Annotated in this window: 19 protein-coding genes; all 19 read left to right on the forward strand. The window is 40.7% G+C overall.

Translation table 11 applies throughout. The features are described from left to right. The first annotated feature begins 177 nt into the window (after nt 1-177). The 19 genes from AUF14_RS17340 (at nt 178) to selD (ending at nt 21,544) form a co-directional block, all read left to right on the forward strand. The gene (locus AUF14_RS17340) at nt 178-1,248 is read left to right on the forward strand and encodes a M24 family metallopeptidase (RefSeq protein WP_048721259.1); all 1,071 of its coding nucleotides are present in this window, start codon (nt 178-180) and stop codon (nt 1,246-1,248) included. Nucleotides 1,249-1,382: 134 nt separating this feature from the next. Next, the gene (locus tag AUF14_RS17345; protein WP_016178910.1) at nt 1,383-2,135 is read left to right on the forward strand and encodes a threonine/serine exporter family protein; all 753 of its coding nucleotides are present in this window, start codon (nt 1,383-1,385) and stop codon (nt 2,133-2,135) included. 21 nt (nt 2,136-2,156) lie between these two features. Further along, nucleotides 2,157-2,633 carry a threonine/serine exporter family protein gene (locus tag AUF14_RS17350; protein ID WP_227655729.1) on the forward strand — a complete coding sequence of 159 codons (477 nt, stop codon included), beginning with the start codon at nt 2,157-2,159 and terminating at the stop codon, nt 2,631-2,633. Between the two features lie 512 nt (nt 2,634-3,145). Next, a complete protein-coding gene (locus tag AUF14_RS17355) occupies nt 3,146-4,222 on the forward strand; it encodes a M24 family metallopeptidase (protein ID WP_049220006.1) in 1,077 nt (358 codons plus the stop codon). 15 nt (nt 4,223-4,237) lie between these two features. Continuing rightward, a complete protein-coding gene (gene pepI, locus AUF14_RS17360; RefSeq protein ID WP_048721253.1) occupies nt 4,238-5,119 on the forward strand; it encodes a proline iminopeptidase in 882 nt (293 codons plus the stop codon). Nucleotides 5,120-5,144: 25 nt separating this feature from the next. Then, on the forward strand, nt 5,145-6,500 hold the full coding sequence (locus tag AUF14_RS17365) for a peptide MFS transporter (RefSeq protein ID WP_016178906.1): 1,356 nt from the start codon (nt 5,145-5,147) through the stop codon (nt 6,498-6,500). A gap of 544 nt (nt 6,501-7,044) precedes the next feature. Next, on the forward strand, nt 7,045-8,334 hold the full coding sequence (prdC, locus tag AUF14_RS17370) for a proline reductase-associated electron transfer protein PrdC (RefSeq protein WP_171030557.1): 1,290 nt from the start codon (nt 7,045-7,047) through the stop codon (nt 8,332-8,334). Nucleotides 8,335-8,361: 27 nt separating this feature from the next. Then, nucleotides 8,362-10,266, forward strand: coding sequence for a D-proline reductase (dithiol) proprotein PrdA (gene prdA, locus AUF14_RS17375; protein WP_102866295.1), 1,905 nt, complete (start codon nt 8,362-8,364; stop codon nt 10,264-10,266). A 9-nt stretch (nt 10,267-10,275) separates the two neighbouring features. After that, entirely contained in the window at nt 10,276-10,581 is a 306-nt protein-coding gene (locus AUF14_RS17380; protein ID WP_016178903.1) for a CBO2463/CBO2479 domain-containing protein, read from the forward strand. Between the two features lie 3 nt (nt 10,582-10,584). Further along, nucleotides 10,585-11,310, forward strand: coding sequence for a D-proline reductase (dithiol) protein PrdB (gene prdB, locus AUF14_RS23180; RefSeq protein WP_081638471.1), 726 nt, complete (start codon nt 10,585-10,587; stop codon nt 11,308-11,310). Nucleotides 11,311-11,326: 16 nt separating this feature from the next. Next, entirely contained in the window at nt 11,327-12,064 is a 738-nt protein-coding gene (prdD, locus tag AUF14_RS17390) for a proline reductase cluster protein PrdD (RefSeq protein ID WP_049219995.1), read from the forward strand. Nucleotides 12,065-12,091: 27 nt separating this feature from the next. Continuing rightward, nucleotides 12,092-12,571, forward strand: a complete 480-nt coding sequence (locus AUF14_RS17395; protein ID WP_102866296.1) for a glycine/sarcosine/betaine reductase component B subunit — start codon at nt 12,092-12,094, stop codon at nt 12,569-12,571. Nucleotides 12,572-12,643: 72 nt separating this feature from the next. Continuing rightward, nucleotides 12,644-13,660, forward strand: coding sequence for a proline racemase family protein (locus tag AUF14_RS17400; protein WP_016178899.1), 1,017 nt, complete (start codon nt 12,644-12,646; stop codon nt 13,658-13,660). 18 nt (nt 13,661-13,678) lie between these two features. Further along, complete coding sequence (locus AUF14_RS17405; protein ID WP_102866297.1) at nt 13,679-14,557, forward strand: sulfite exporter TauE/SafE family protein; 879 nt, start codon at nt 13,679-13,681, stop codon at nt 14,555-14,557. Nucleotides 14,558-14,737: 180 nt separating this feature from the next. Then, nucleotides 14,738-16,228, forward strand: coding sequence for a PucR family transcriptional regulator (locus AUF14_RS17410; protein ID WP_102866298.1), 1,491 nt, complete (start codon nt 14,738-14,740; stop codon nt 16,226-16,228). Between the two features lie 133 nt (nt 16,229-16,361). Next, on the forward strand, nt 16,362-17,654 hold the full coding sequence (locus tag AUF14_RS17415) for a cytosine permease (RefSeq protein ID WP_049219983.1): 1,293 nt from the start codon (nt 16,362-16,364) through the stop codon (nt 17,652-17,654). Between the two features lie 3 nt (nt 17,655-17,657). Next, nucleotides 17,658-18,755, forward strand: a complete 1,098-nt coding sequence (locus AUF14_RS17420; RefSeq protein WP_102866299.1) for a DUF917 domain-containing protein — start codon at nt 17,658-17,660, stop codon at nt 18,753-18,755. Then, entirely contained in the window at nt 18,743-20,311 is a 1,569-nt protein-coding gene (locus tag AUF14_RS17425; RefSeq protein WP_102866300.1) for a hydantoinase/oxoprolinase family protein, read from the forward strand. The genes AUF14_RS17420 and AUF14_RS17425 overlap by 13 nt, the downstream gene beginning before the upstream one ends. A 210-nt stretch (nt 20,312-20,521) precedes the next feature. Next, nucleotides 20,522-21,544: a selenide, water dikinase SelD gene (gene selD, locus AUF14_RS17430; protein ID WP_102866301.1), complete on the forward strand. Its 1,023-nt coding sequence runs from the start codon at nt 20,522-20,524 to the stop codon at nt 21,542-21,544. The last annotated feature ends 7 nt before the right edge of the window (nt 21,545-21,551 follow it).

Consider the following 21,551-nt stretch of genomic DNA (forward strand, 5'->3'; position numbering starts at 1 on the left):
GATAAACTGTCAAACTAGAGCTGATGGTCAGAAAGACTTAGAGGAATGAACCGCTAGAATGGTTATTTATGGTTGTTGCCGAGAGTATATTTTTTGAAAGCGTTGACCAAAGTTCCTGCGACTGCTACTCTATTCTTTAGAAGGCTAGAACTTCAAAACAGAAAGGAACGTGTGACAATGTTAAACGAAGCAAAGATTCGCGCGTATTTGGAAAAAGAGAAATTGGACGCTTTTTTTATTGCTAAAAGAGTGAATGTTCGTTTTACTAGTGGCTGGACAGGAGACGATTCATTTATTTTGCTCACACAAGAGGGACAATACTTTTTGACTGATCCGCGTTATACCGAACAAGCGGATATTGAAGTACCAGATTATGAAATCATTAATTGGCGTTTGCCCGGACGGACTGTTGGGGACACAGTGGCACGCTTAGCAAGTGAGAAAAACATAAAGACGATCGCTTTTGAAGCAGATTATCTGACCTATGATATGTATTCTGATTTCACCTCGAAGACCAAAGCGGAATTTGTTCAAGCGGGCGGTGTAATTGACCGCATGCGTGCCATTAAATCACCAAAAGAAATTCAATACATGCGCAACGCTTGCGAAATTTCATGTCGTGCACTTAATCGGCTATTACCGGAAATTCGCATCGGGGTAACAGAAAAAGAATTAGCAGCTAAGCTTTCTTTATACATGGTACAAGAGGGTGCAGATACGCAGCCATATGGAAATATTTTAATTTCTGGCGCAAATACCTCTTTGTTACATGGTATTCCATCGAAAAAATCAATTGAATATGGTGATTTTGTCTTAATGGATTTTGGCTGTCAATACGAAGGTTATATGTCTGATATGACACGTACGGTCGTTGTCGGAAAGGCGTCAGAAAAACAACGAGAAGTGTATGAGCTTGAAAAACAAAGTCTAGAAGCAGCAGAAGCAGTTATGAAAAATGGCGCCGCAGTGAAAGACATCTATCAAGCATCATTGAAACCATTGGCGGGAACAGAATATCCGCAATATACGTATCGGAATATTGGTCATAGTATCGGGTTGTTTGTTCACGAATTACCATACATTGACGAACAATATGATGATGTATTGGAAACGGGTATGGTTATGACTATTGAACCTGGAATCTATATTCCGGATTGGGGCGGTGTCCGGATTGAGGACCAAGTCTTGATCACGGATGACGGCTATGAAAATATGATCAGTATTTCTCATGATTTGATTGAATTATAAGATTGAGATAGGCTATACTAAGACGACGACGGCAGAGGCTGTCGTCGTTTTTTAAACAAGTAATCACTTTAAACTATTGATGAAAAAAACGTATGATTTGGCAGATTAATTACGTAAAAAAGGGAGTGAAACCGATGAATGAACAGGAAGCTTTTGATTTCGTCTATGATATTGGGGAAACACTATTAAAGAATGGTGCGGAGATCAAGCGGATTGAGACGACCATACGCCATATTGCGGAAGCTCTGGATTTGAAGGAATTTGATAGTTTTGTTTTAATCAATGGGATTTTTATGACAGCTCGGCTGAAGGATCAAACAGTCCAGGCTCGTGTACGGGATATTCCGATTTCTCCAATTAATTTGGGGCGGATTGAACAGATCAACACCTTATCGCGTCGCTTAACAGAAAAACGTTTGAGCCCAGAGGATGCCAATGAGTGGCTGCAGGAGATTAAAAATGAGTCCTTTGCTTCAAATCCATTAAAAATTTTTGCCTATGCTTTTGGCAGTGCCAGCTTCTGTTTTATTTTTGGAGGAAGTCTTTGGGATACCATCGGTGCATTCATTTTAGGTGTGCTATTAGCCTGTTTTTCTATGTACTTATTACCGAAATTTAATATGTCGGATATTATTTCAACAATTACCAGTAGCGGCTTTGTCAGTATTTTAGCTTGCTTGTTTGTTCATTTTTTTCCAGTACTGCAGCTGACTAGTCTAGTTACTGGTGGAATCATTTCATTGCTACCTGGTGTGGCGGTTGTTAATGGTATACGTTATTTATTTGATGGCGACTACAGCTCTGGCTGGGGGCAGATGATCAATGCTCTGATTACCGCTCTTTGTGTTTCTGTAGGAGTTGGACTTGTCTTGCAATTATTTAGTTAATTTATTTGAAAATTGAAAGGAGTGAAAGCAATCATGATCACTACTTTGCTTCAAATCCTAGCTGGGTTTTTAGGAACAATCTCATTTGCGATACTTTTTGAGGTTCCCCGTTGCTATTATGTTCACTGCGGAGTAATCGGCGCTTGCGGTTGGGCCATCTATTTGCTGATCATGCATTTTTGGGTTGCACCAGTTGCTGCGACATTTATTGCTTCAATGGCATTGATTTATCTTTCACGAGAAGCGTCCTTTGCTTTAAAAGCACCGGTGACAATTTTTTTGATTTGTGGTATTTTTTGCCTTGTTCCCGGAATGGGAATTTACAATTTTACTTATAATTTTTTCATCGGTGATTCCATCAAAGCCGCACAAATTGGTGTTCAAGTTTTGAAGATCGCTATCGCAATTGCTGTAGGGATCACAGTGGGTTATGAGTTATCACCTAAATTTTTCTATTCCTATCATAAAATGCAAAAGAATAAAAATTCACTCTCGTGAATAAAATGTAGAAACAATTTTGTTGTATAACAGAATTGTTTTTTATTTTATTTCCATTCGGAAAAACAAACTAATTGTTTTAGAAAGTGTTATTGAAAATCCCATTATTTTAATAGAAAAACAAAACCATGAGAGAAAGATAAGGAGCAGAAATAACTGGAGAAATAATAGATTTTGGGACAATTTTTTTGATAATTATTCCAATCAAATGGCGATTTAGAAAAAAACTTTAAAGAATTGTTTAAATAAGCCGAAAGATATAGTAAACTAGTGGAAGCGGATACCTATAATTTTAGTTGATTTTATTCTGTGAAAGACTTGAAATTCAAATGATTTTATGGTTATTTTAAAACTAGTGATAGGTGAATAGCTGCACAATTTTTTTGTGTTGTTTTCGAACTGTTGCATAGCAGTTAGTTTCCGCGAAAAGGATTATTAACAGCTACGTGAAAACAGAGCTGTTTTTAATAATGCCGCCAGGCTAAGAATATCAATAGAAGGAGTGAAACATTTTGAAAGAACGTCGCGTTGAAAGAGTAATTGAGAAAATGAAAGAACAAGGTTATGGCCAACTGCTAGTTTCAGATCCAACAACTATTTTCTATCTAACTGGTCGCTGGATTCATCCTGGTGAACGGTTGTTAGTATTAGTAATTACTCCAGAAAATAAAAACACATTGATCGTTAACAAATTATTCCCAGTCGAAGAAGACTTGGGCGTGGAAAAAGTATTTATTGATGATACCGACGACGCTGTGAAAAAAGTACTTGAGTATGTTGATACTGACAAAAAAATTGGTGTAGATAAGAATTGGCCTGCGCATTTCTTATTACACTTATTAGAGCTTGTACCTAATGCTAAATTAGGCAATGGTTCGGAAGTCACTGACGCGGTCCGTGCGATCAAGGACGAAGAAGAAAAACAATTAATGCGTGATGCGCAAGCAGATAATGAGATCGCGATTGATCGTTTGAAAAAATTATTGCCACAAGAACTAACAGAAGCTGAAATGGCTGAAAAATTAGGCGAGATCTACAAAGAGTTAGGCAATACCGGCTTCTCATTTGATCCAATCGTAGGTTATGGCGCAAATGCGGCAGATCCTCACCATGAAACGGATGATTCAAAAGTTAAACCGGGTGATTCAGTCATCTTAGACATCGGCGGAATCAAAAACTCTTATGCTTCCGACATGACACGGACATTCTTCTATAAAGAAGTATCAGATAAAGGTCGTGAAGTGTATGAAATCGTTAAAGAAGCTGCCCAACGTGCGATTGATCTTGTGAAGCCAGGGGTTAAATTTTCTGAACTTGATGCTGCTGCTCGTGATTACATCACGGAAAAAGGTTACGGCGAATACTTTACTCACCGTCTCGGCCATTTTATCGGGATCGATTGTCATGAAACAGGGGACGTTTCAGGAGCAAATGATGCTGTCGCAGAAGTAGGCAATGTCTTCTCGATTGAACCAGGAATTTACATTCCAGGCGAAGTCGGTGTACGGATTGAAGATTTAGTAATCGTGACAGAAGATGGCTGCGAAAACTTGAACCATTATCCGAAAGACTTAGAAGTAATCGGTTAGGAGGCCGCGCAACGTATGAAAATCGAAGAAGGATATATGCCTTATTTAGGGCATCAAACCTATTATCGGATTGTTGGAGAACAAAGCGGTAATAAGAAACCATTGATTGTCATGCACGGCGGACCTGGATCAACCCATAACTATTTTGAAGTTCTTGATGAAATGGCGGTCGATGGCCGCCAGATCATCATGTATGATCAACTAGGTTGCGGGAAATCTGCGGTACCTTCACAGCCGGAACTTTGGACGGCGGAAACATGGGTCAATGAGTTGATTGCTTTAAGAGAGCATCTAGGTTTGGACGAAGTTCATTTACTAGGCCAATCTTGGGGCGGAATGTTAGAAATCATTTATGTTTGTGATTATGCACCAAAAGGCATCAAGAGTATGGTACTTTCTAGTACATTGCCTTCTGCCAAACTTTGGGCGCAAGAACAACATCGGATGATCAAATTTATGTCAGAAGAAGATCAAGCAGCCATTGCAAAAGCAGAAGAAACCGGCGTTTACGACGAACCAGCTTATCTGGCGGCAAATGATCGCTTCATGGTACGCCATGCGGCTCCAGTATTTACTAAGGATGATCCTGAACCATTGTGGCGTGAAAAAGTAGCTGGTACTGAAAGCTATGTCACGGCTTGGGGTCCAAATGAATACTCGCCGGAAGGTACTTTACAAGGGTATGATTATACCGAAAAGCTGCGTGATGTCACTATCCCGACACTTGTTACAAGTGGCACAAATGATTTGTGTACACCTTTAGTAGCAAAAACTATGTATGATGCGATTCCAGGCGCAAAATGGGAGCTGTTCGCTAATAGCAGACACATGCCATTTGTAGAAGAACGTGAAAAATATATGAAGTTGTTGGAAGAATGGCTCGCAGCGAACGATTAATTTTTTAAAGAGAGAAGGAATGATAGTGGAAACAACTCCAGTAAAAACAAAGAAACCTTTTGGGTTTTATGTCTGTGCATTAGGGTTCTCGTTTGAACGATGCGCATTTTATACGGTAAAATATATGTTGGCGATCTGGATTGCGGTTAATGTGGGCTCTGGAGGTCTTGGACTTTCAACTGCAAAAGCTGCATCAGTATCAGCTGCTTTCGTTGCAATGACTTACATTACTCCAATTTTTGGTGGTTGGTTAGCCGATTATTGGTTAAGTCCACGCCTTTGTGTGGCTGCCGGAATGATTTTGATGGGTGTAGGTTATCTATTTACTTGGCAGGCAGATTCCCTGACTATGGTTTGGATAATGATTATCTTAGTATCGATTGGTACTGGATTATTCAAAGGTAATTTATCCGGGGTAAACGGGTTGCTCTTTGATGATGAAAAAGCACTGAATGAAGCTTTCTCTGTTCAATACTCATTCGTAAACATTGGTTCATTCATTGGAACGACTTTCTTAGTATTGTTAATTCCCACATTTGGCTATAATTTTGTTTTCTTAATTTGTGGTATTTTACTATTGGTTGATGCACTATGGTTTATTTTCAATAGCCGTTCATTAGGTGATGCAGGAAAAAAACCATTTAAAATTGACCAACGTAAATTTGAATCTGCCGGTAAAAAGGAAGAAGGCGCGGATGCAAAATTAACTTCGGGGGATAAAAAACGTATCCTAGCGATTATCTTAGTTACAATTTTTTCTATTGTATTCTGGACAGTTTGGTATTTAGCTTATATGCCAGCTTACTATTACTTTGGATATGGTGATGGCGCAGGCTTCTTAGAACGAGCAAACTGGCTAGTAGGTAGCTTTAAAGTTCCAACTTCTTATTTTGACTCAATGAATGCATTAACTTGTATCATTTTAGGCCCACTATTAGGTCGTTTGTGGACTAAAATGGCTGCCCGTCCTAAAGGTGATATGAGTATGTTTAAAAAGACAGCATTGGGTATGATTCTAGTAGGTGTCTCTTATGTTGCGATGGTTTTAGCAGATATCATCGGTAAAGGACAAACATCAATTTTATGGTTGGTATTAGTAAGTCTGTTGATGTCTGTGGGTGAAATGATCTTCTCTCCACTAGGCAACTCATTTATCGCGAAGTTAGCACCAGCTAAAGTAATGGGCCTATTATTAGGACTATGGCCAATCGCGGTATTCTTTGCGACTATGATTTACCCTAAAATTTATGCAATTTTAGAAACAAGTGATCCTTCTCGATTCCAGATGGGCTATGGTATTTTAGCCGCAGTTGTTATCGTGTTAGGTTTAGCGTTATGGTTTGGAAGTAAAACTCTTGATCGATTAGAACAAGATGATTAATCAATTTTTAGCACTTGCCTCAATCTGGCAAGTGCTTTTTTTGTCTTTAATAAAATAGTTTGAATCTTGCTAATTATGAGATTGTTAAAGAGAATAATCAAGATTCTTTAATGTGAACCTATATACATATGAATGGAGAAGATTTATTTTGTTGGAAGGGATAAAAATAGTCCTAAAACTTCATTTAAGTTGCTGACAAGGCTAAATAAAATAACGAATATAATTAATTAGTGTAAATGTGAAATAACGATTGAGGTTTCTTAATATTCAAATACATAACTTGTGTTGTCGACAATCCACAATCGTTAAAAATATTATTGAATCAGTCTTTGTAAACGATTTTTGAGGAATTGATATTTTTGATGAAAATTTAATTAGAGAATCCAAAAAAATCTACAATTTGTCAAGTTGTTTGTCAGAAAATATCAAAATAATCGAGAAACGACCTTTTACAAGGGAGATGAGTGTGCTATGATTTACTTGAACTACGGGTGGCTGATTTGCTCAAGTTCGAACAAACAAAGAAGCAAGGAGGTGAAATAATTTGACACAAATTCTTATACCATTAAAACAACATGTCGGCGCTCCTTGTAAAGGGATCGTACAGGCTGGTGATCAGGTCCAACGAGGACAATTAATCGCTGAGCCTAATGGTTTAGGTGCCAATATTCATGCCAGCTTTTCTGGGAAAGTAGTGGATGTAGATGGTGAAAATATCGTTCTGACGATTGACGAGGAACAAGATTTTTCAACATTTGTTCCCATTCCTGAAACGGATTCTCATGCAAAGGCAGTGGAAGCTGCGGGAATCGTCGGTGCAGGAGGCGCGGGTTTTCCAACATTCTTGAAACTGGCTTGCGAGATTCCAGAAGGTCTTTTTATTGCGAACGGTGCAGAATGTGAGGCGTTATTAGCTCATAATGTCAAACAAATGAGTGAACATATCGAGCAACTGATCCGCGGAATGAAATACTGCATGGAAATGACGAAGGCGCCAAAAGGTGTAATTGCTGTAAAAGGTAAACACCGGATGCTGGTCACACGCTTGCTGAAGGCAGTGGATAATGAACCAACACTGGATGTTTATCAATTGCCAGACATCTATCCAGCAGGGGACGAGCGTATGATCGTTCGTGAAGTAATGGACATTGTTTTGGAACCAGGGCAACTTCCTACAGAGGTTGGTGCTGTGATCGACAATGTGGAAACGATTAAACGTATCGCAGAAGCAATTGAAGATCGCAAACCGTTCATTGACAAAGACGTGACCGTTTCGGGTCGTGTAAAACAAAAAGAAACAGTTTTCGTAGATGTACCTATTGGCACACCAGTTAAAACATTGATTAACAATGTTGGCGGATATGTCGAGCCTCATGGCGAGATCGTAATTGGCGGACCAATGACAGGAAGAAGCGGTGACGAGATGACACCGATCACTAAGACAAGTGGTGGTGTGTTAGTCGCTATGCCTTTCCCTCAAGAAAGTCGGAAAGTCGGTCTTTTGATTTGCGAATGCGGCGGCTCTGCCGAACGCATGACCGAGATCGCTAATAACATGGGCGCTGAAGTTGTCGCTGCAGAACGCTGCAAGCGAATGGTAGAAGTAAATGGAAGATATAGATGTGCCCTGCCAGGTATTTGTCCAGGCCAAGCTGCAACTGTGATGTCCTTGAAGAAGCAAGGAGCAGAAGTAGTATTGACTGGATCCTGTTCCGATTGAACGAACACCGTTATGGGTGTAGCTCCTAGGTTAGGAGTTCCGGTTTATCATCATACAGATCATGTACTGCGGGCAGATGGGCATAGACTATATCGTCGATTACCTACAAATTAATTTTAAAAATTTAGGAGGATTTAACGAATGTCTATTACAGCAGAAACTGCTAAAGAACATGCCAAAGACCCTGCAGTATTATGTTGCCGTGCAGAAGCAGGTAAAGTAATCGCACCAGATGATTTAGAAGATCCAGCGATCTTCCCTGATTTAGAGGATTCAGGTTTATTAGAAATGCCTGAAAATACTCTAACAATCGAACAAGTACTTGGCACGACATTGAAAGAAACAACGGATGCGTTGGTTCCATTAACAAAAGAATTATTAGATGGTGTTTCTGAGGACACTGAAGCAGCAGAAGAAGAGGAAGCTCCTGTCGAAGAAGCACCTACTCCAGTTGCTCCTATTGCTCCCGTGGCACCAGTTTCGCCAGTGGGCGGACAAACAATTAAAATCCATATTGCTGAAGGACGCGGTATTGATTTAGAAGTACCGATGGCTATTGCAGGTCAAATGGGTGTAGCTCCATCAGCCCCAGTGCCTCCAGTTGCAGCAGCGGCTCAAGCGCCAGAAGCGCCAGTTGCAGAAGCTTCAACAGCTCCAGAAGCAAAAGTAGAAGAAAAAGTCGTTCGTTCTGTTCGTCGCGATCACATGAGGATTGAAAAAGTTGTGTTTGGCGATGAAACGAAAATCGAAGGTACGACATTAGTTTTACGTAAAATGGAAGATATGTGTGCGGAAGCGGCAGAACTAGAAGAACTAGTTGAAAGTGTTACTTTTGAAATCATTACACCAGATAAATACAACGAATATAGTGAAACGATCATGGACGTACAACCTATCGCTGCTAAAATGGATGGCGCGGATATCGGCCATGGTGTTACACGTGTGTTAGATGGCGTCGTGATGGTTCTTACAGGAACAGATGCAAATGGTGTTCAAATCGGTGAATTCGGTTCATCTGAAGGTGAATTAGACCGCAACATCATGTGGGGACGTCCTGGTGCACCAGACAAAGGCGAAATCTTCATCAAAACACAAGTAACAATTAAAGAAGGCGCGAATATGGAACGTCCTGGACCATTAGCCGCTCATAAAGCATCTGACTACATTACACAAGAAATTCGCGAAGCAGTGAAAAAAGCAGACGAATCTCTAGTTGTAGAACATGATGAAATCGTACAAAAACGCCGGATTGGTAACAAACGCGTGATCATCGTTAAAGAAATCATGGGACAAGGTGCGATGCACGATAATTTAATCATGCCAATCGAACCAGTTGGAACATTAGGTGCAAAACCTAACGTTGACCTTGGAAACTTACCAGTCATTTTGGCGCCAACTGAAGTATTAGACGGCGGAATCCATGCATTAACATGTATTGGACCAGCATCAAAAGAGACTTCTCGTCACTACTGGAGAGAACCATTAGTACGTGAAGCAATGGAAGACGAAGAAATCGATTTAGTCGGTGTTATGTTTGTAGGTTCTCCGCAAGCGAACACTGAAAAATACTATGTTTCTAAACGTTTAGGTATGACAATTGAAGCGATGGATGTTGATGGCGCAATCGTTACAACTGAAGGATTTGGTAATAACCATATCGACTTTGCTTCACATATCGAAGAAATTGGTAAACGCGGCATTAAAGTTGTCGGAGACTCTTATTCAGCTGTACAGGGTGCGTTAGTTGTCGGTAACCCAGAGATGATCGCTATGGTTGACAACAACAAATCAATGCAAGGGATCGAAAATGAGATCTTGTCGAACAATACCCTATGTAAAGAAGATGCAATTCGTGATCTAGCAATGTTGAAGACCTTGATGGGCGGCGGCACGATCAAAGCTGCTGAACGTAAATGGAATCCAAACGTGAAAGCCAACAACATCGAGATCATCGAAAAAACAACAGGCAAGAAAATTGACCTAGTAGATAACGAACAAGTCTTACCTAAGAGTAAAAAACGCCAAGAAATTTACGAAGTAGAATAAGGTGAAGTAATGGATGGAATGAATAAACTCAAATATATTTCGACGGAACAGATGTTTGAAGGCATCATCGTTGAACTTCACGATGCCAGTGTGACAATCGACTTAAAAGGTCGTTTAGGTCAACTTAAAATCCCCCGTCGAATGATCATTTCTGAGTATAATTTAGAGATCGGTCAAGAAGTTGGGTTTCTAATGAGCTATCCAGAAGTTTTGGCGGAAGAGCCAGACGAACATTATAAAACTGCTATTTATGAGCATGAACGTCGTCGGGCCGAAGCCAGAAGAAAACGTGAAGAAGCAGGAGAGGAGAATTAACACATGGGCTTAACAGTCTTTGAAGGGTTACAGTCAGAAATTTTTGTGCCGATTACGCCAAAATCTGTCTTTACCCCTGTGAAAAAAGAGCTTAAAGAAATGCGCGTGGCGTTAGCAACAGCAGCTGGCGTACACTTAAAATCAGATAAACGTTTCAATTTAGCGGGTGATACAACATACCGCGAAGTACCAGATACTTCAAAAGTAGAGGATTTGATGGTTTCTCACGGTGGTTATGATAATGCCGATGCGAACCGCGACATCAATTCGATGTTCCCGTTAGATCGTTTACATGAATTAGCTGCAGAAGGCTTTATCAAAGAATCTGCACCTGTTCACTACGCATTCATGGGCGGCGGTGGAGACCAAGACGCATTCCACGATGTGACTGGACCAGAAATCGCTCAAAAATTAGTAGAAGAAGAAGTCGACGCTGTCGTCTTAACCGCTGGCTGAGGAACCTGTCATAGAACTGCCGTGATCGTGCAGAGAGCTATTGAGGAAGCGGGAATTCCTACTATTTTAATCGCCGCATTACCACCAGTTGTACGCCAAAACGGAACTCCACGTGCCGTTGCGCCGCGTGTACCAATGGGTGCCAATGCCGGTGAACCACACAACATTGAAATGCAAACAGGTATCATGAAGGATACTTTAGAAGCACTAGTATCAATCGAAACGCCAGGGAAAATTGTTCCATTACCTTATGAATACATTGCCCACGTCTAAAAAGTAGGTGTGAATGATGCGAGGCGAAACTTTAAAGATCAAAGTTTTTCATATGGAAGAAGTCACTACAGGTAACGACTTCCGTATTGAACCAACTCGTTTACAAATTAAGCAAGACTTTGACTGCGAGGACGCCACTATTCAGAAGCTGACGATTCGATTGCTCCCACCGCACCAACATGAAGTTGAGACCAACACCATTATGGATATCATTCCGATCTCCACAAAGGTGTTGGGTGCGTTGGGTACAGGGATCACGCATACACTTACGGGAGTTTCAGTCGTCATGACTGGGGCTATTGAAGATGGAGAACAAATGCATGAATTTGGCTCCTCTGAAGGTGTTTTGCGTGATCATTTAGTATTGGATCGAGCAGGGACGCCTAAAGCGGAGGACTACATTATTCATGTAGATCTCTTAGCGAAAAAGGGGACCCCTTTTAATCGTGAGCTTTGTCTGAAAATGTTTGCGATCGTGGACGATTTTGTTCAAGAAATTCGCGAAAGAATGAAAATGCTGGAGGGTAAAGACGCCTGTGAAGTACATGTTTATGAAGAGCGTAGTAATCCTGGTAAGCCGAAAGTTGCTTTAGTCAAGCAAGTGGCTGGTCAGGGAGCAATGTATGATATGTTGCTCTATCCGAATGAACCTAGTGGCTTTAAAGGTGGTTGTTCGATCATTGATATGAACAACATGCCGGTCTTTCTAACAGCAAATGAATACCGCGATGGGGCGATTCGTTCCATGGTTTAACGTAAATAATGGATAGGTGGTGGCGTTATGGGAATTGGCCCATCAACCAAAGAAACATCACTGCATCATTTTCAAGATCCGCTCGTCGATCTTCTTGGTAAAGATCCAGACATTGACTTTCAAGGAGTCGTTGTCGTGGGAACACCGCAAAGTAATGCAATGAAATATCTAGTCGGGCAGCGAACGGCTGCGTGGTTAGAAGGGATGCGCACCAATGGTGTGATTGCTTCAACAGATGGCTGGGGAAACTCAGATGTGGATTTTGCGAATACCTTAGAGGAAATCGGTCGCCGAGATATTAGCGTGATTGGACTCAAGTTCATTGGTACACAAGCGAAATTTGTGGTGGAAAATGACTTTACGGATCACGTATTGGATTTTAATAAATCAGAAGCCGGAATCGAGACGGAGGTTGTTGGTGAAAATACCATCAATCATCGAGATGCAGTTAAAGCGCTTGCGTCAATTAAATTAAAAATGCGAAAAGATAATCAACAAATACATTAGCGAAAAATTTTATGAGTATGAATCATCAAAGTCCTATTTATTTTTAAAATTAGGTAACAAGGGAGGATAATCATGAAAGTATCAAAAATGATTTCAGCGATCGATACACATACAGCAGGTGAAGCTGCACGTTTGATCATCGGCGGAATTCCAAAATTCCCAGGTGAAACAATGGCTGACAAGAGAGCTTATTTAGAAACGGAAGCAGACGACTTGCGTAGAATGTTGATGCTGGAACCACGTGGACACCGTGATATGTTTGGTGCCTTTATTACTGAGCCCGTTCATGAAGAAGCGGACTACGGAATTATCTTTATGGATTCTGGCGGCTATTTGAACATGTGCGGACACAACACGATTGCAGCAATGACATCAGCAGTTGAACAAGGCTGGGTAGAGGCTAAAGAAGGCGAACGTGAAGTTAAAGTTGTTCAAGATACACCAGCAGGAATCGTACGCGGAACAGTTCATTTGGATGAAGACTATTCAGCAGAATCAGTTTCATTCGAAAACGTGGAATCATTCCTTTATAAAGAAAATGTAACGGTCAATGTTCCTGAAATTGGTGAATTGGCCATGGATATTTCTTTTGGCGGAAGTTTCTTTGCAATCTTACCGGCAGCATCTGTTGGTTTAGAAATCAAGCCAGAAAATGCTTCTAAATTTAATGATTTAGGCATGATCATTCGTGATGCTGTAAACGAACAAATTGAGATTCAACACCCGACACTGGATCATATCAAAACAGTCGATCTTGTTGAATTTTATGGACCACCAACCAGCCCGGATGCAACATATCAAAATGTAGTTGTTTTCGGTGATGGACAAGTTGACCGTTCTCCTTGTGGAACAGGTACAAGTGCGAAGCTTGCGACGTTGTACGGCAAGGGCGAAATGAAAGTTGGCGATACTTTTGTGTATGAAAGTATTTTATGCACGAAATTTAAAGGTGAAATTGTTGAAGAAGCAGAAGTTGGAGGATACAAAGCCATCATTCCTCGAGTAACAGGTTCTGCTTATGTCACTGGATACAACTCATTTTTAGTTGATCCGAAAGATTCCTTGAAGGATGGTTTCCTTTTAGGATAAAGATGAAGGAGGGGTAATATGGTAACAGTATTATTAGCTGTATATGTTGGTTTGATGTTGCTGCACACGGTCAACATGGGACGTGACTGTATAAAACACAAAGATGATCTTGGAAAAGGAAACTGGATCGTCTCAGGGATTATTGGTTTTGTTACTGACTTTTTGGATACATTGGGAATCGGAAGTTTTGCGCCGACGACATTGCTTTTGAATATGACCAAACAGTTGAGTTCTGACCGTTTATTACCAGGTACATTAAATGTAGGTCACGGAATTCCCGTGTTGGTAGAAGCATTTATCTTTACAACGGTTGTCGACGTATCACCAGTGACTTTATTCGCTTTGGTTGGTTCAGCAACAGTTGGTGCGTTTATTGGATCAAAATTTGTTACAGGCTTACCAGAAAAGAAAGTTCAGCTTTGGATGGGCTGGGCATTGATCATCACAGCTGTTTTGATGTTCGCTCGTCAGCAAGGCTGGATTGATGTTTTAGGAGCAGATAATACGGCAACTGCTTTGACTGGTATCAAATTAGTGATTGGTGTGGTAATCAACTTTATCCTAGGCGCGTTGATGACGATCGGTGTTGGGTTGTATGCACCATGTATGGCGATGGTTTATATGTTAGGTCTAAGCCCGCTAGTTGCTTTCCCTGTAATGATGGGTTCTTGTGCTGGCTTGATGCCGGTTGCAAGTTTGAACTTCGTTAAGACAGGCGATTATGCACGAAAAGTAAGTTTAGCGATTACAGTCGGTGGGATTATTGGGGTAATTGTTGCTGCTAAATTCGTAACTGGACTAGATTTAAATGTGCTTACTTATATTATTATCGTAGTTATCATTATTACTGGTGTAATGTATATTCGCAAGAGTATGAACGCAGCTCAGACTGCATAGTAAAGTTCATCGTCAAAACTACCTGCTCGATTTGAGTAGGTAGTTTTTTGTATATAAAGGAGTTTTAGACGCGGAAGAAAATCTTAATCGGTTTATTCTAATAAAAAATTAAGAACTAAATGATATTATTTTCATTTTTTGATAGAATGATTCAAACGCTTTCGTGAAGGGGGAATATCGTTGAACGTTCAGGATATATTGAGATTGTCTTCCATGAAGGGAGCAAAGATAATCGCTGGTGCATCTCAAAGACAGCGTTTGGTCACTACGATTTCTGTTTTGGAGGTTTCTGAACCAAAACTGTATGGCGGAATGCCGATAAAAGGGGAATACTCCGGAAACGAACTGGTTCTTACTTCTTTTGCTCAAATCGCTTATGATGTAGAAAAGCAGCTTGAGATTATCTCGATCCTTCATCAACACAGCCAGTTAGGGATTATCTTATACTATGTTGGTCTGATCATGCCCGAAGTTTCAGAAAAAGTAATTGCTAAGATGAACGAATTGGAAATGGTTTTGATTTTAATGCCGATCAATCGAATGGATCTGAGATATAGCGAGGTAATTTCTGAAGCTTTGTCTTATATCAGCAAAGAAGAAGCGGATTTAGATCCTCAACAAGAGGTTTTGCTTGAGACGATTCGACAGTTGCCTGCACCGAATCAGATTGAAACAGGATTAAGTATTTTATCGGACAAGTTCAAGTGTAGCTTGTTCATTAAAAGTCAGGAAGACGAGGTTTTGTTATCAAAGGCGTGGCCGCGAAGTCTGGATCATAATTTAAGAGAGGTCATTGCTAATAAAAGGGAGAAGGAAGCTAAAAAAAATACTCCTGTAGAGGTAAATCAAAATTACTATTTTCAAACGGATATTCAGTTATCGCTGTCTTCCTTGGAGCACCATTATTATTTAGCAATTTTTAGAAGAGAACCCTTGGCAGACAAGCAAATAGATGGAATAAAGACAGTCGTCGAAAAAATGATTAAGTATTTTGGCGAGGGACAGCTGCTGAATACTGGCCAACAGTTTTTCTCTGCCTGTCAAACAGAGGATTTTCATACGGCTATGCTCTTAGCTCAAAAAGAAGGAATTGACGTGAATCAGCCTTTAAAATTGTATTGTATACAAAATGGAACACCTAAAAGAGGCAGAACTGCTTATAAAATGAAAGGGATTTATTATCAGGAAAAGGATCTGGAGTGGTTGATTAGTAATTCTTTGGACCTGACAGCTACGGCAATTTTTCCGTTATATGATGTTAAGACAGACTATTTTTATATTGGTAGAGAGTTTTTAGGTTTACCATCTGTTTTTAAACAGATGTCATTTATTCTGGATCAGATCGAAGACAGTAAAAAGGTTTTTCCGAAGAAAAGATGTTTTTATCCAGAAGAGCTATATCTGTTGAAAGATGTGACGCAGGAGACGGAATCGATTTTTTTAGAGTCGTATTTAGAGGAGGATTTCATCGAGTCGTTAGCAGTTTTCTTTTTAGATTGCGATGAGAATATTAATGATACAGCGAGACAACTTTTTTTGCATAATAATACGATTAAGTATCGATTGAAACGAGCACAAGAACGCTTAGGAATGTCCTTTTCACATACAGCTTCGCGTTATTTGTTGATTAAAAATCTAATTTATTACCGAAAATATTCGTATAAAGACTGATGGAAAGCTGCTTTTGTCAATATTGACAAGACGGCTTCTTCTATTTTGTCAGATTAACATAGTCAGAGAATTCTCATTTAGCTATAATGATAAAATATTTATTTGTCAGAATATTCAGAAATGAGGGTGTTAAATGGAAGAAACAGTGGAAACAAATTCGGGAAATTATGAAAGAGAACGTGTACCAGAAAAAGACAGAAAGCGCTGGTTATCCATTAGTATGGTGTGGATTGCTATCGGGATTGACTTGTCTGGAATGTTTATGGGGGTTGCATTATCGCAGGGGATGGCGTTTTGGACGGCTATCTATGCAGTGATTATTGGATCGGTTATTCTAGGAATATTGGCAATTGGTGCGACCTACATTGGCGCGAAGGCTGGACTATCAACGGGAATGATTTCCAGAATCTCTTTTGGAAAGAAGGGTGCTTCATTGATGGGGGCAATCATGGGGATTTCTTCTTTGGGCTGGTTTGGTGTGCAGATTGGGTTCTTTGCTGAAAATATTGGCGCGGCGATTAATCAATTGACGGGTGCTAACACACCTTCATGGCTGTTGTCATTGATTGGCGGGAGTTTAATGATGCTCTCGGCCTTCTGGGGCTATCAGGCGATTGAGAAGTTATGTACTTATTCTGTTCCATTATTAGCTGTATTAATCATCGTTGCAACCCTCATGTCCTTAAATCGGAATGGGACATCTGGCTTAGCTAGTGCACCTCAAGGCTCCAGCCTCTCTTTTGGCTTAGCGGTTTCTCTTGTTATTGGTGTGTATATGGTGGGAGTTGTTATGGCACCGGATGTTGCACGTTGGGCGCAAAATCCAAAGCAGGCAATGATTGCTGGCTTTGTTGGCTTTACCATTGGGAATAGTTTTATGATTATCATTTCCTTGATTTTAGTCAAGGTGATGAATACGGCTGATCTTACGGCAGTTTTCTTTACTTTAGGTCTAGGTATTCCATCTATTTTAGTTTTAACACTTGCACAATGGACGACGAATACAAACAATCTTTATTCCGCTTCTTTGGACTTTTCGATAGTGTTTAAAAATATTAACCCTAAACTAATTACCATTGTTTGCGGTACATTGGGTATTTTAATGGCGATGTTTGGGATTTATGGCATGTTTGAAAACTTTCTATCGATCGTGACGGTTTTAGTCTCACCAATTGCTGGGATATACATGATTGACTATTTCTTATACAAAGAGAAGTATGATTTCTCTTACGAAGAAAAGCTGCAGGACTATTATCCGATTTCTATTTTTTCTTGGGTAGTCGGCAGTACAGTTGCCTTTATGACTAGTCAGCCGCCAGCCGGCTTTGGCTTGTTTACGCTAACAAATGTTTCAGCTTTAGACGGTATTTTAGTGGCGGGGCTTTGCTATTTTATTGTGACAAAATTGACTAAAGGACGGAAATAACTCATGGAATGGATTACGGTAGAAGATTTAGAAAATATTTCAATCGGTGCAACGTTGCTGGGAACGGGCGGTGGCGGCGATCCGTTTGTCGGTCGATTGATGGCGCTGCAGGCGCTTCAAAAATATGGTCCAGTGAGGGTTTTAAAAGTAGAAGACTTGGACGATGATGCTCTAGTCATGCCTGTTGGATCGATTGGTGCACCTTCTGTTTCGAACGAGAAAATTGCTTCAGAAGAAGAACTCTATGCTCCTGCCGAGGTATTAAAGGAAACTTTTCCTGAAAGAACACAAGCGATTATGCCGATTGAAATTGGCGGCGGAAACTCCTTGCTGCCGATTGCCTGCGCTGCAAAAATGGGCTTGCCTATCGTGGATGCTGATGCCATGGGTCGGGCTTTTCCAGAATCACAAATGGTTACCTTTTTCTTAAAGGGTTATCAGCCTGAGATTGTGGCGATGGCTGATAGCCAGGGAAATCGAATCATCTATTATCCAAAAGATGGAGAATGGTCTGAAAAAATTGCTCGTGCGATTACCGATGTGATGGGTGGCAGCGCCAATATGGTGGATAATGTTTTTCCTGGAAAAGTCGTGAAAGAATGTGGGATTCGCGGAACTTTGAGCTTAGCTAAAAAAATTGGTGAAGAATTAATCGATTCGAAAGAGACTACAGCTCCAGTTAAGCGTCTATTATCTACGTTGAAGGGGTATTCCTTGTTTGAAGGGAAGATCAAGAATATTGAGCGGAATGTGGAAGGCGGCTTTACACGCGGCAGTGCGACGTTTGCCGGTATCGGTAAGAATAAAGGTGAGGAGTTAGAGGTTCTTTTTCAAAATGAATTGTTGTTAGCTAAAAAAGACGGAAAAGTTCTTGCTTCGACCCCTGATTTGATTTGTGCATTGGATTATGAGACCGGCCGTCCGATCACTACAGAGACCTTGCGTTACGGCGCGCGTATTCATGTGATCGCCTTGCCTTGTGACGCTAAATGGCGAACAAAAAAAGGCATAGAAGTAGCCGGACCGAACTATTTTGGATACGAAATAGAGTACAGACCGGTGGAAGAACTGATGGGAGAAGAAGCGATATGTATAGATTAGGGATTGATGTTGGCGGAACGAATACGGATTGCGCGATTTTAGATGAGAAATTAAACTGTATCGGAAAAATCAAAAGCCCTACGATGGAGAATGTTAGTCTAGGAATTGATGCGGCGATTCAAAAAATTTTAGCAGAAACGCGTATCCCAACGGATAAAATCAGTGTGGTCATGTTAGGGACTACTCATTGTACGAATGCGATTGTTCAGAGAAAAGAAATGAGCAAGGTGGGAATCATTCGTTTAGCCAAACCAGCCACCACTGCGGTTGCTCCCATGGTTGGCTGGCCAGAGGATCTTGCCGAAAAAATGAACGCGCAGACAGCGATTGTTTCGGGTGGCTATGAATACAATGGAAATAAAATAGCTGAAGTCGATGAAACAGAGATTCGAGAAGTTTGTCAACAAATGAGGGGAAAAGTAGAAGCCATAGCAGTCGTTGGCGTGTTTTCTCCAGTCAACAGAGAGCAGGAAAAACGGGTTGCCGCGATCGTAGAAGAAGAGTTAGCAGTTCCTGTAACGCTATCTAGCGAGATTGGATCAATTGGACTGTTGGAAAGAGAAAATGCTAGTATTTTAAATGCTGCCTTAACACAAACGATTCAGCAAATGATTCGTGGATTGAAGCAAGCGTTAAGTAATAATAACCTGACTTCAGAGGTTTTTATTTGCCAAAATGATGGTACATTAATGAATTTAGAAAAAGCTTTGCGTTATCCTGTATTAACGATTGGCTGCGGTCCAACCAATTCCATTCGTGGAGCCGCGCATTTAAGCAACTTGGAGAATGCGTTAGTTGTCGATGTCGGCGGAACGACAACGGATATTGGGGTTTTGAAAAAAGGGTTTCCCCGCGAATCGTCACTAGCAACTGTGATTGGTGGAATCAGAACAAATTTCCGGATGCCAGATGTTCTATCGATTGGATTAGGTGGAGGAACGATTGTACATGTGGAAAACGAACTTAGAGTCGGACCAGAAAGCTTAGGCTATCGAATTTTGGAAGAAAGTTTATCTTTTGGCGGCAAGGTCTTATCTACGACAGATATCGCGATCGCTAATCAAAAGAATCATCCGGTAGATGGAGCTATTTCACCTGATTTAGAGGTGAATCTAGTGAATCAAACAAAGGAAAAAATACGAGAACTGATTGAAGATGCGATTGATCAAATGAAGACAGATCGCAAAGAGGTTCCTGTTATTTTAGTTGGTGGAGGCAGCATCATTCTGCCCAAAGAAATGAACGGGGTGTCAGAAGTAATTGTTCCAGAAAATTATGATGCCGCTAATGCGATCGGAGCCGCTTTAGGGGAAGTCTCAGGTGAAGTAAGTTCGGTCTATTCATTAGAAAATCAAACGCAAGAGGAGGCAGTGAATCTGGCGATCGACACTGCTCGAAAAGAAGCGATTGATTCAGGCGCGTCCGTTGATACTTTGAAAACAATTTTTGTCGAAGTCATTCCTTTGGCGTATTTGCCTAAACAGGCTGTTAATATTAAAGTTAAAGTTGCTGGTAAATTGAGCTTCTCTGAGGTGTTTGTATCAGTAAAGAGCTAAAATCATCCGGCTAAATGAGCATAAATGCGTTTCCTATTTTGTTTAGGAAACGCATTTTTTAATGCTGTTCTCATCCTCAAATAAGAAATCATCACAGAAATTAAAAGCGTTTTTATGAGAGATTAAAATCGTTATAAATTGGATGGAAATATACGTGGAGAAACAAAAAGTAAACTGTTATAATAGAGAACGTGAAGGATGGTGGAAAGCATGGAGACAGCTCAACAATTGATTGTCTGCGGTGGCTGCAATGCGAAAATCGGACCGGGGAATTTAGGAGAGTTGCTGGCGGATTTACCAAAAGCGACCAATGAAAATTTACTGGTAGGATTTGATTCGACAGATGATGCCGCTGTTATTAAACTGCGTGATGACTTAGCAATTATTCAAACGTTAGATTTTTTCCCAACGATGGTGACTGATCCTTATCTTTTTGGTAAAATCGCTGCAGCAAATGCACTAAGCGATGTGTATGCAATGGGTGGCGAGGTTTTGTCCGCTCTTAATATTGTCGCTTTCCCAGAAGAAAAGGACTTGAATATATTAAAAGAAATCTTACGAGGCGGCGCTGAAAAGGTGCAAGAAGCTGGAGCAATCTTGGCTGGCGGCCACTCGATTCATGACCAGTCGGTGAAATATGGCTTGTCTGTAACAGGGACGATTGATCCGAATAAAATTTATCAAAACAATACCTGTCAGCTAGGCGATCACCTGATTTTGACGAAGCCATTGGGCGTCAGCATCATCACGGTGGGCTACAGTGCTGAAGAAATCAGCGAAGAAGCGTTTGTGAAAGCTACCACGAGCATGGAGACATTGAACAAGTATGCGATGGATATTATTCGCAAATACACGATCAACAGCTGTACTGATGTGACGGGCTTTGGCTTGGCTGGACATCTACATGAAATGATGAACGAACGTTTTAGCGCGAAAATTCATTCGAAAGATTTGCCGTATTTTGAAGAGGCGTATCAAGGCGCGAAAGAATTTATTTTAACTGCTGGCGGTCAACGTAATCGAAATTACATGGAACAGAAGATGGATTTTCAGCTTGATGATTTTGGGATTGAAGAATTGTTGTTTGATCCACAAACTTCTGGGGGATTATTAGTCAGCGTTCCTGCAGATCAAGCGGACACGCTAGTACAGGAATTACAAGCTGCCGATATTCCGGCACAAGATTTTGGTGTTGTCATCGAGAAGCAAGAGAAGGAATTGATCGTTTATTAATCGCAAG

The sequence above is a fragment of the Enterococcus avium genome, from assembly GCF_002891025.1.
Lineage (GTDB): Bacteria > Bacillota > Bacilli > Lactobacillales > Enterococcaceae > Enterococcus_A > Enterococcus_A avium.

What these genes read in the sequence shown, in the direction of transcription:
- AUF14_RS17340 (WP_048721259.1), top strand. Translation starts at nt 178, where the DNA reads ATGTTAAACGAAGCAAAGATTCGCGCGTATTTGGAAAAAGAGAAATTG.
- AUF14_RS17345 (WP_016178910.1), top strand. Translation starts at nt 1,383, where the DNA reads ATGAATGAACAGGAAGCTTTTGATTTCGTCTATGATATTGGGGAAACA.
- pepI (WP_048721253.1), top strand. Translation starts at nt 4,238, where the DNA reads ATGAAAATCGAAGAAGGATATATGCCTTATTTAGGGCATCAAACCTAT.
- prdA (WP_102866295.1), top strand. Translation starts at nt 8,362, where the DNA reads ATGTCTATTACAGCAGAAACTGCTAAAGAACATGCCAAAGACCCTGCA.
- AUF14_RS17380 (WP_016178903.1), top strand. Translation starts at nt 10,276, where the DNA reads ATGGATGGAATGAATAAACTCAAATATATTTCGACGGAACAGATGTTT.
- prdD (WP_049219995.1), top strand. Translation starts at nt 11,327, where the DNA reads ATGCGAGGCGAAACTTTAAAGATCAAAGTTTTTCATATGGAAGAAGTC.
- AUF14_RS17395 (WP_102866296.1), top strand. Translation starts at nt 12,092, where the DNA reads ATGGGAATTGGCCCATCAACCAAAGAAACATCACTGCATCATTTTCAA.
- AUF14_RS17400 (WP_016178899.1), top strand. Translation starts at nt 12,644, where the DNA reads ATGAAAGTATCAAAAATGATTTCAGCGATCGATACACATACAGCAGGT.
- AUF14_RS17405 (WP_102866297.1), top strand. Translation starts at nt 13,679, where the DNA reads ATGGTAACAGTATTATTAGCTGTATATGTTGGTTTGATGTTGCTGCAC.
- AUF14_RS17415 (WP_049219983.1), top strand. Translation starts at nt 16,362, where the DNA reads ATGGAAGAAACAGTGGAAACAAATTCGGGAAATTATGAAAGAGAACGT.
- AUF14_RS17420 (WP_102866299.1), top strand. Translation starts at nt 17,658, where the DNA reads ATGGAATGGATTACGGTAGAAGATTTAGAAAATATTTCAATCGGTGCA.
- AUF14_RS17425 (WP_102866300.1), top strand. Translation starts at nt 18,743, where the DNA reads ATGTATAGATTAGGGATTGATGTTGGCGGAACGAATACGGATTGCGCG.
- selD (WP_102866301.1), top strand. Translation starts at nt 20,522, where the DNA reads ATGGAGACAGCTCAACAATTGATTGTCTGCGGTGGCTGCAATGCGAAA.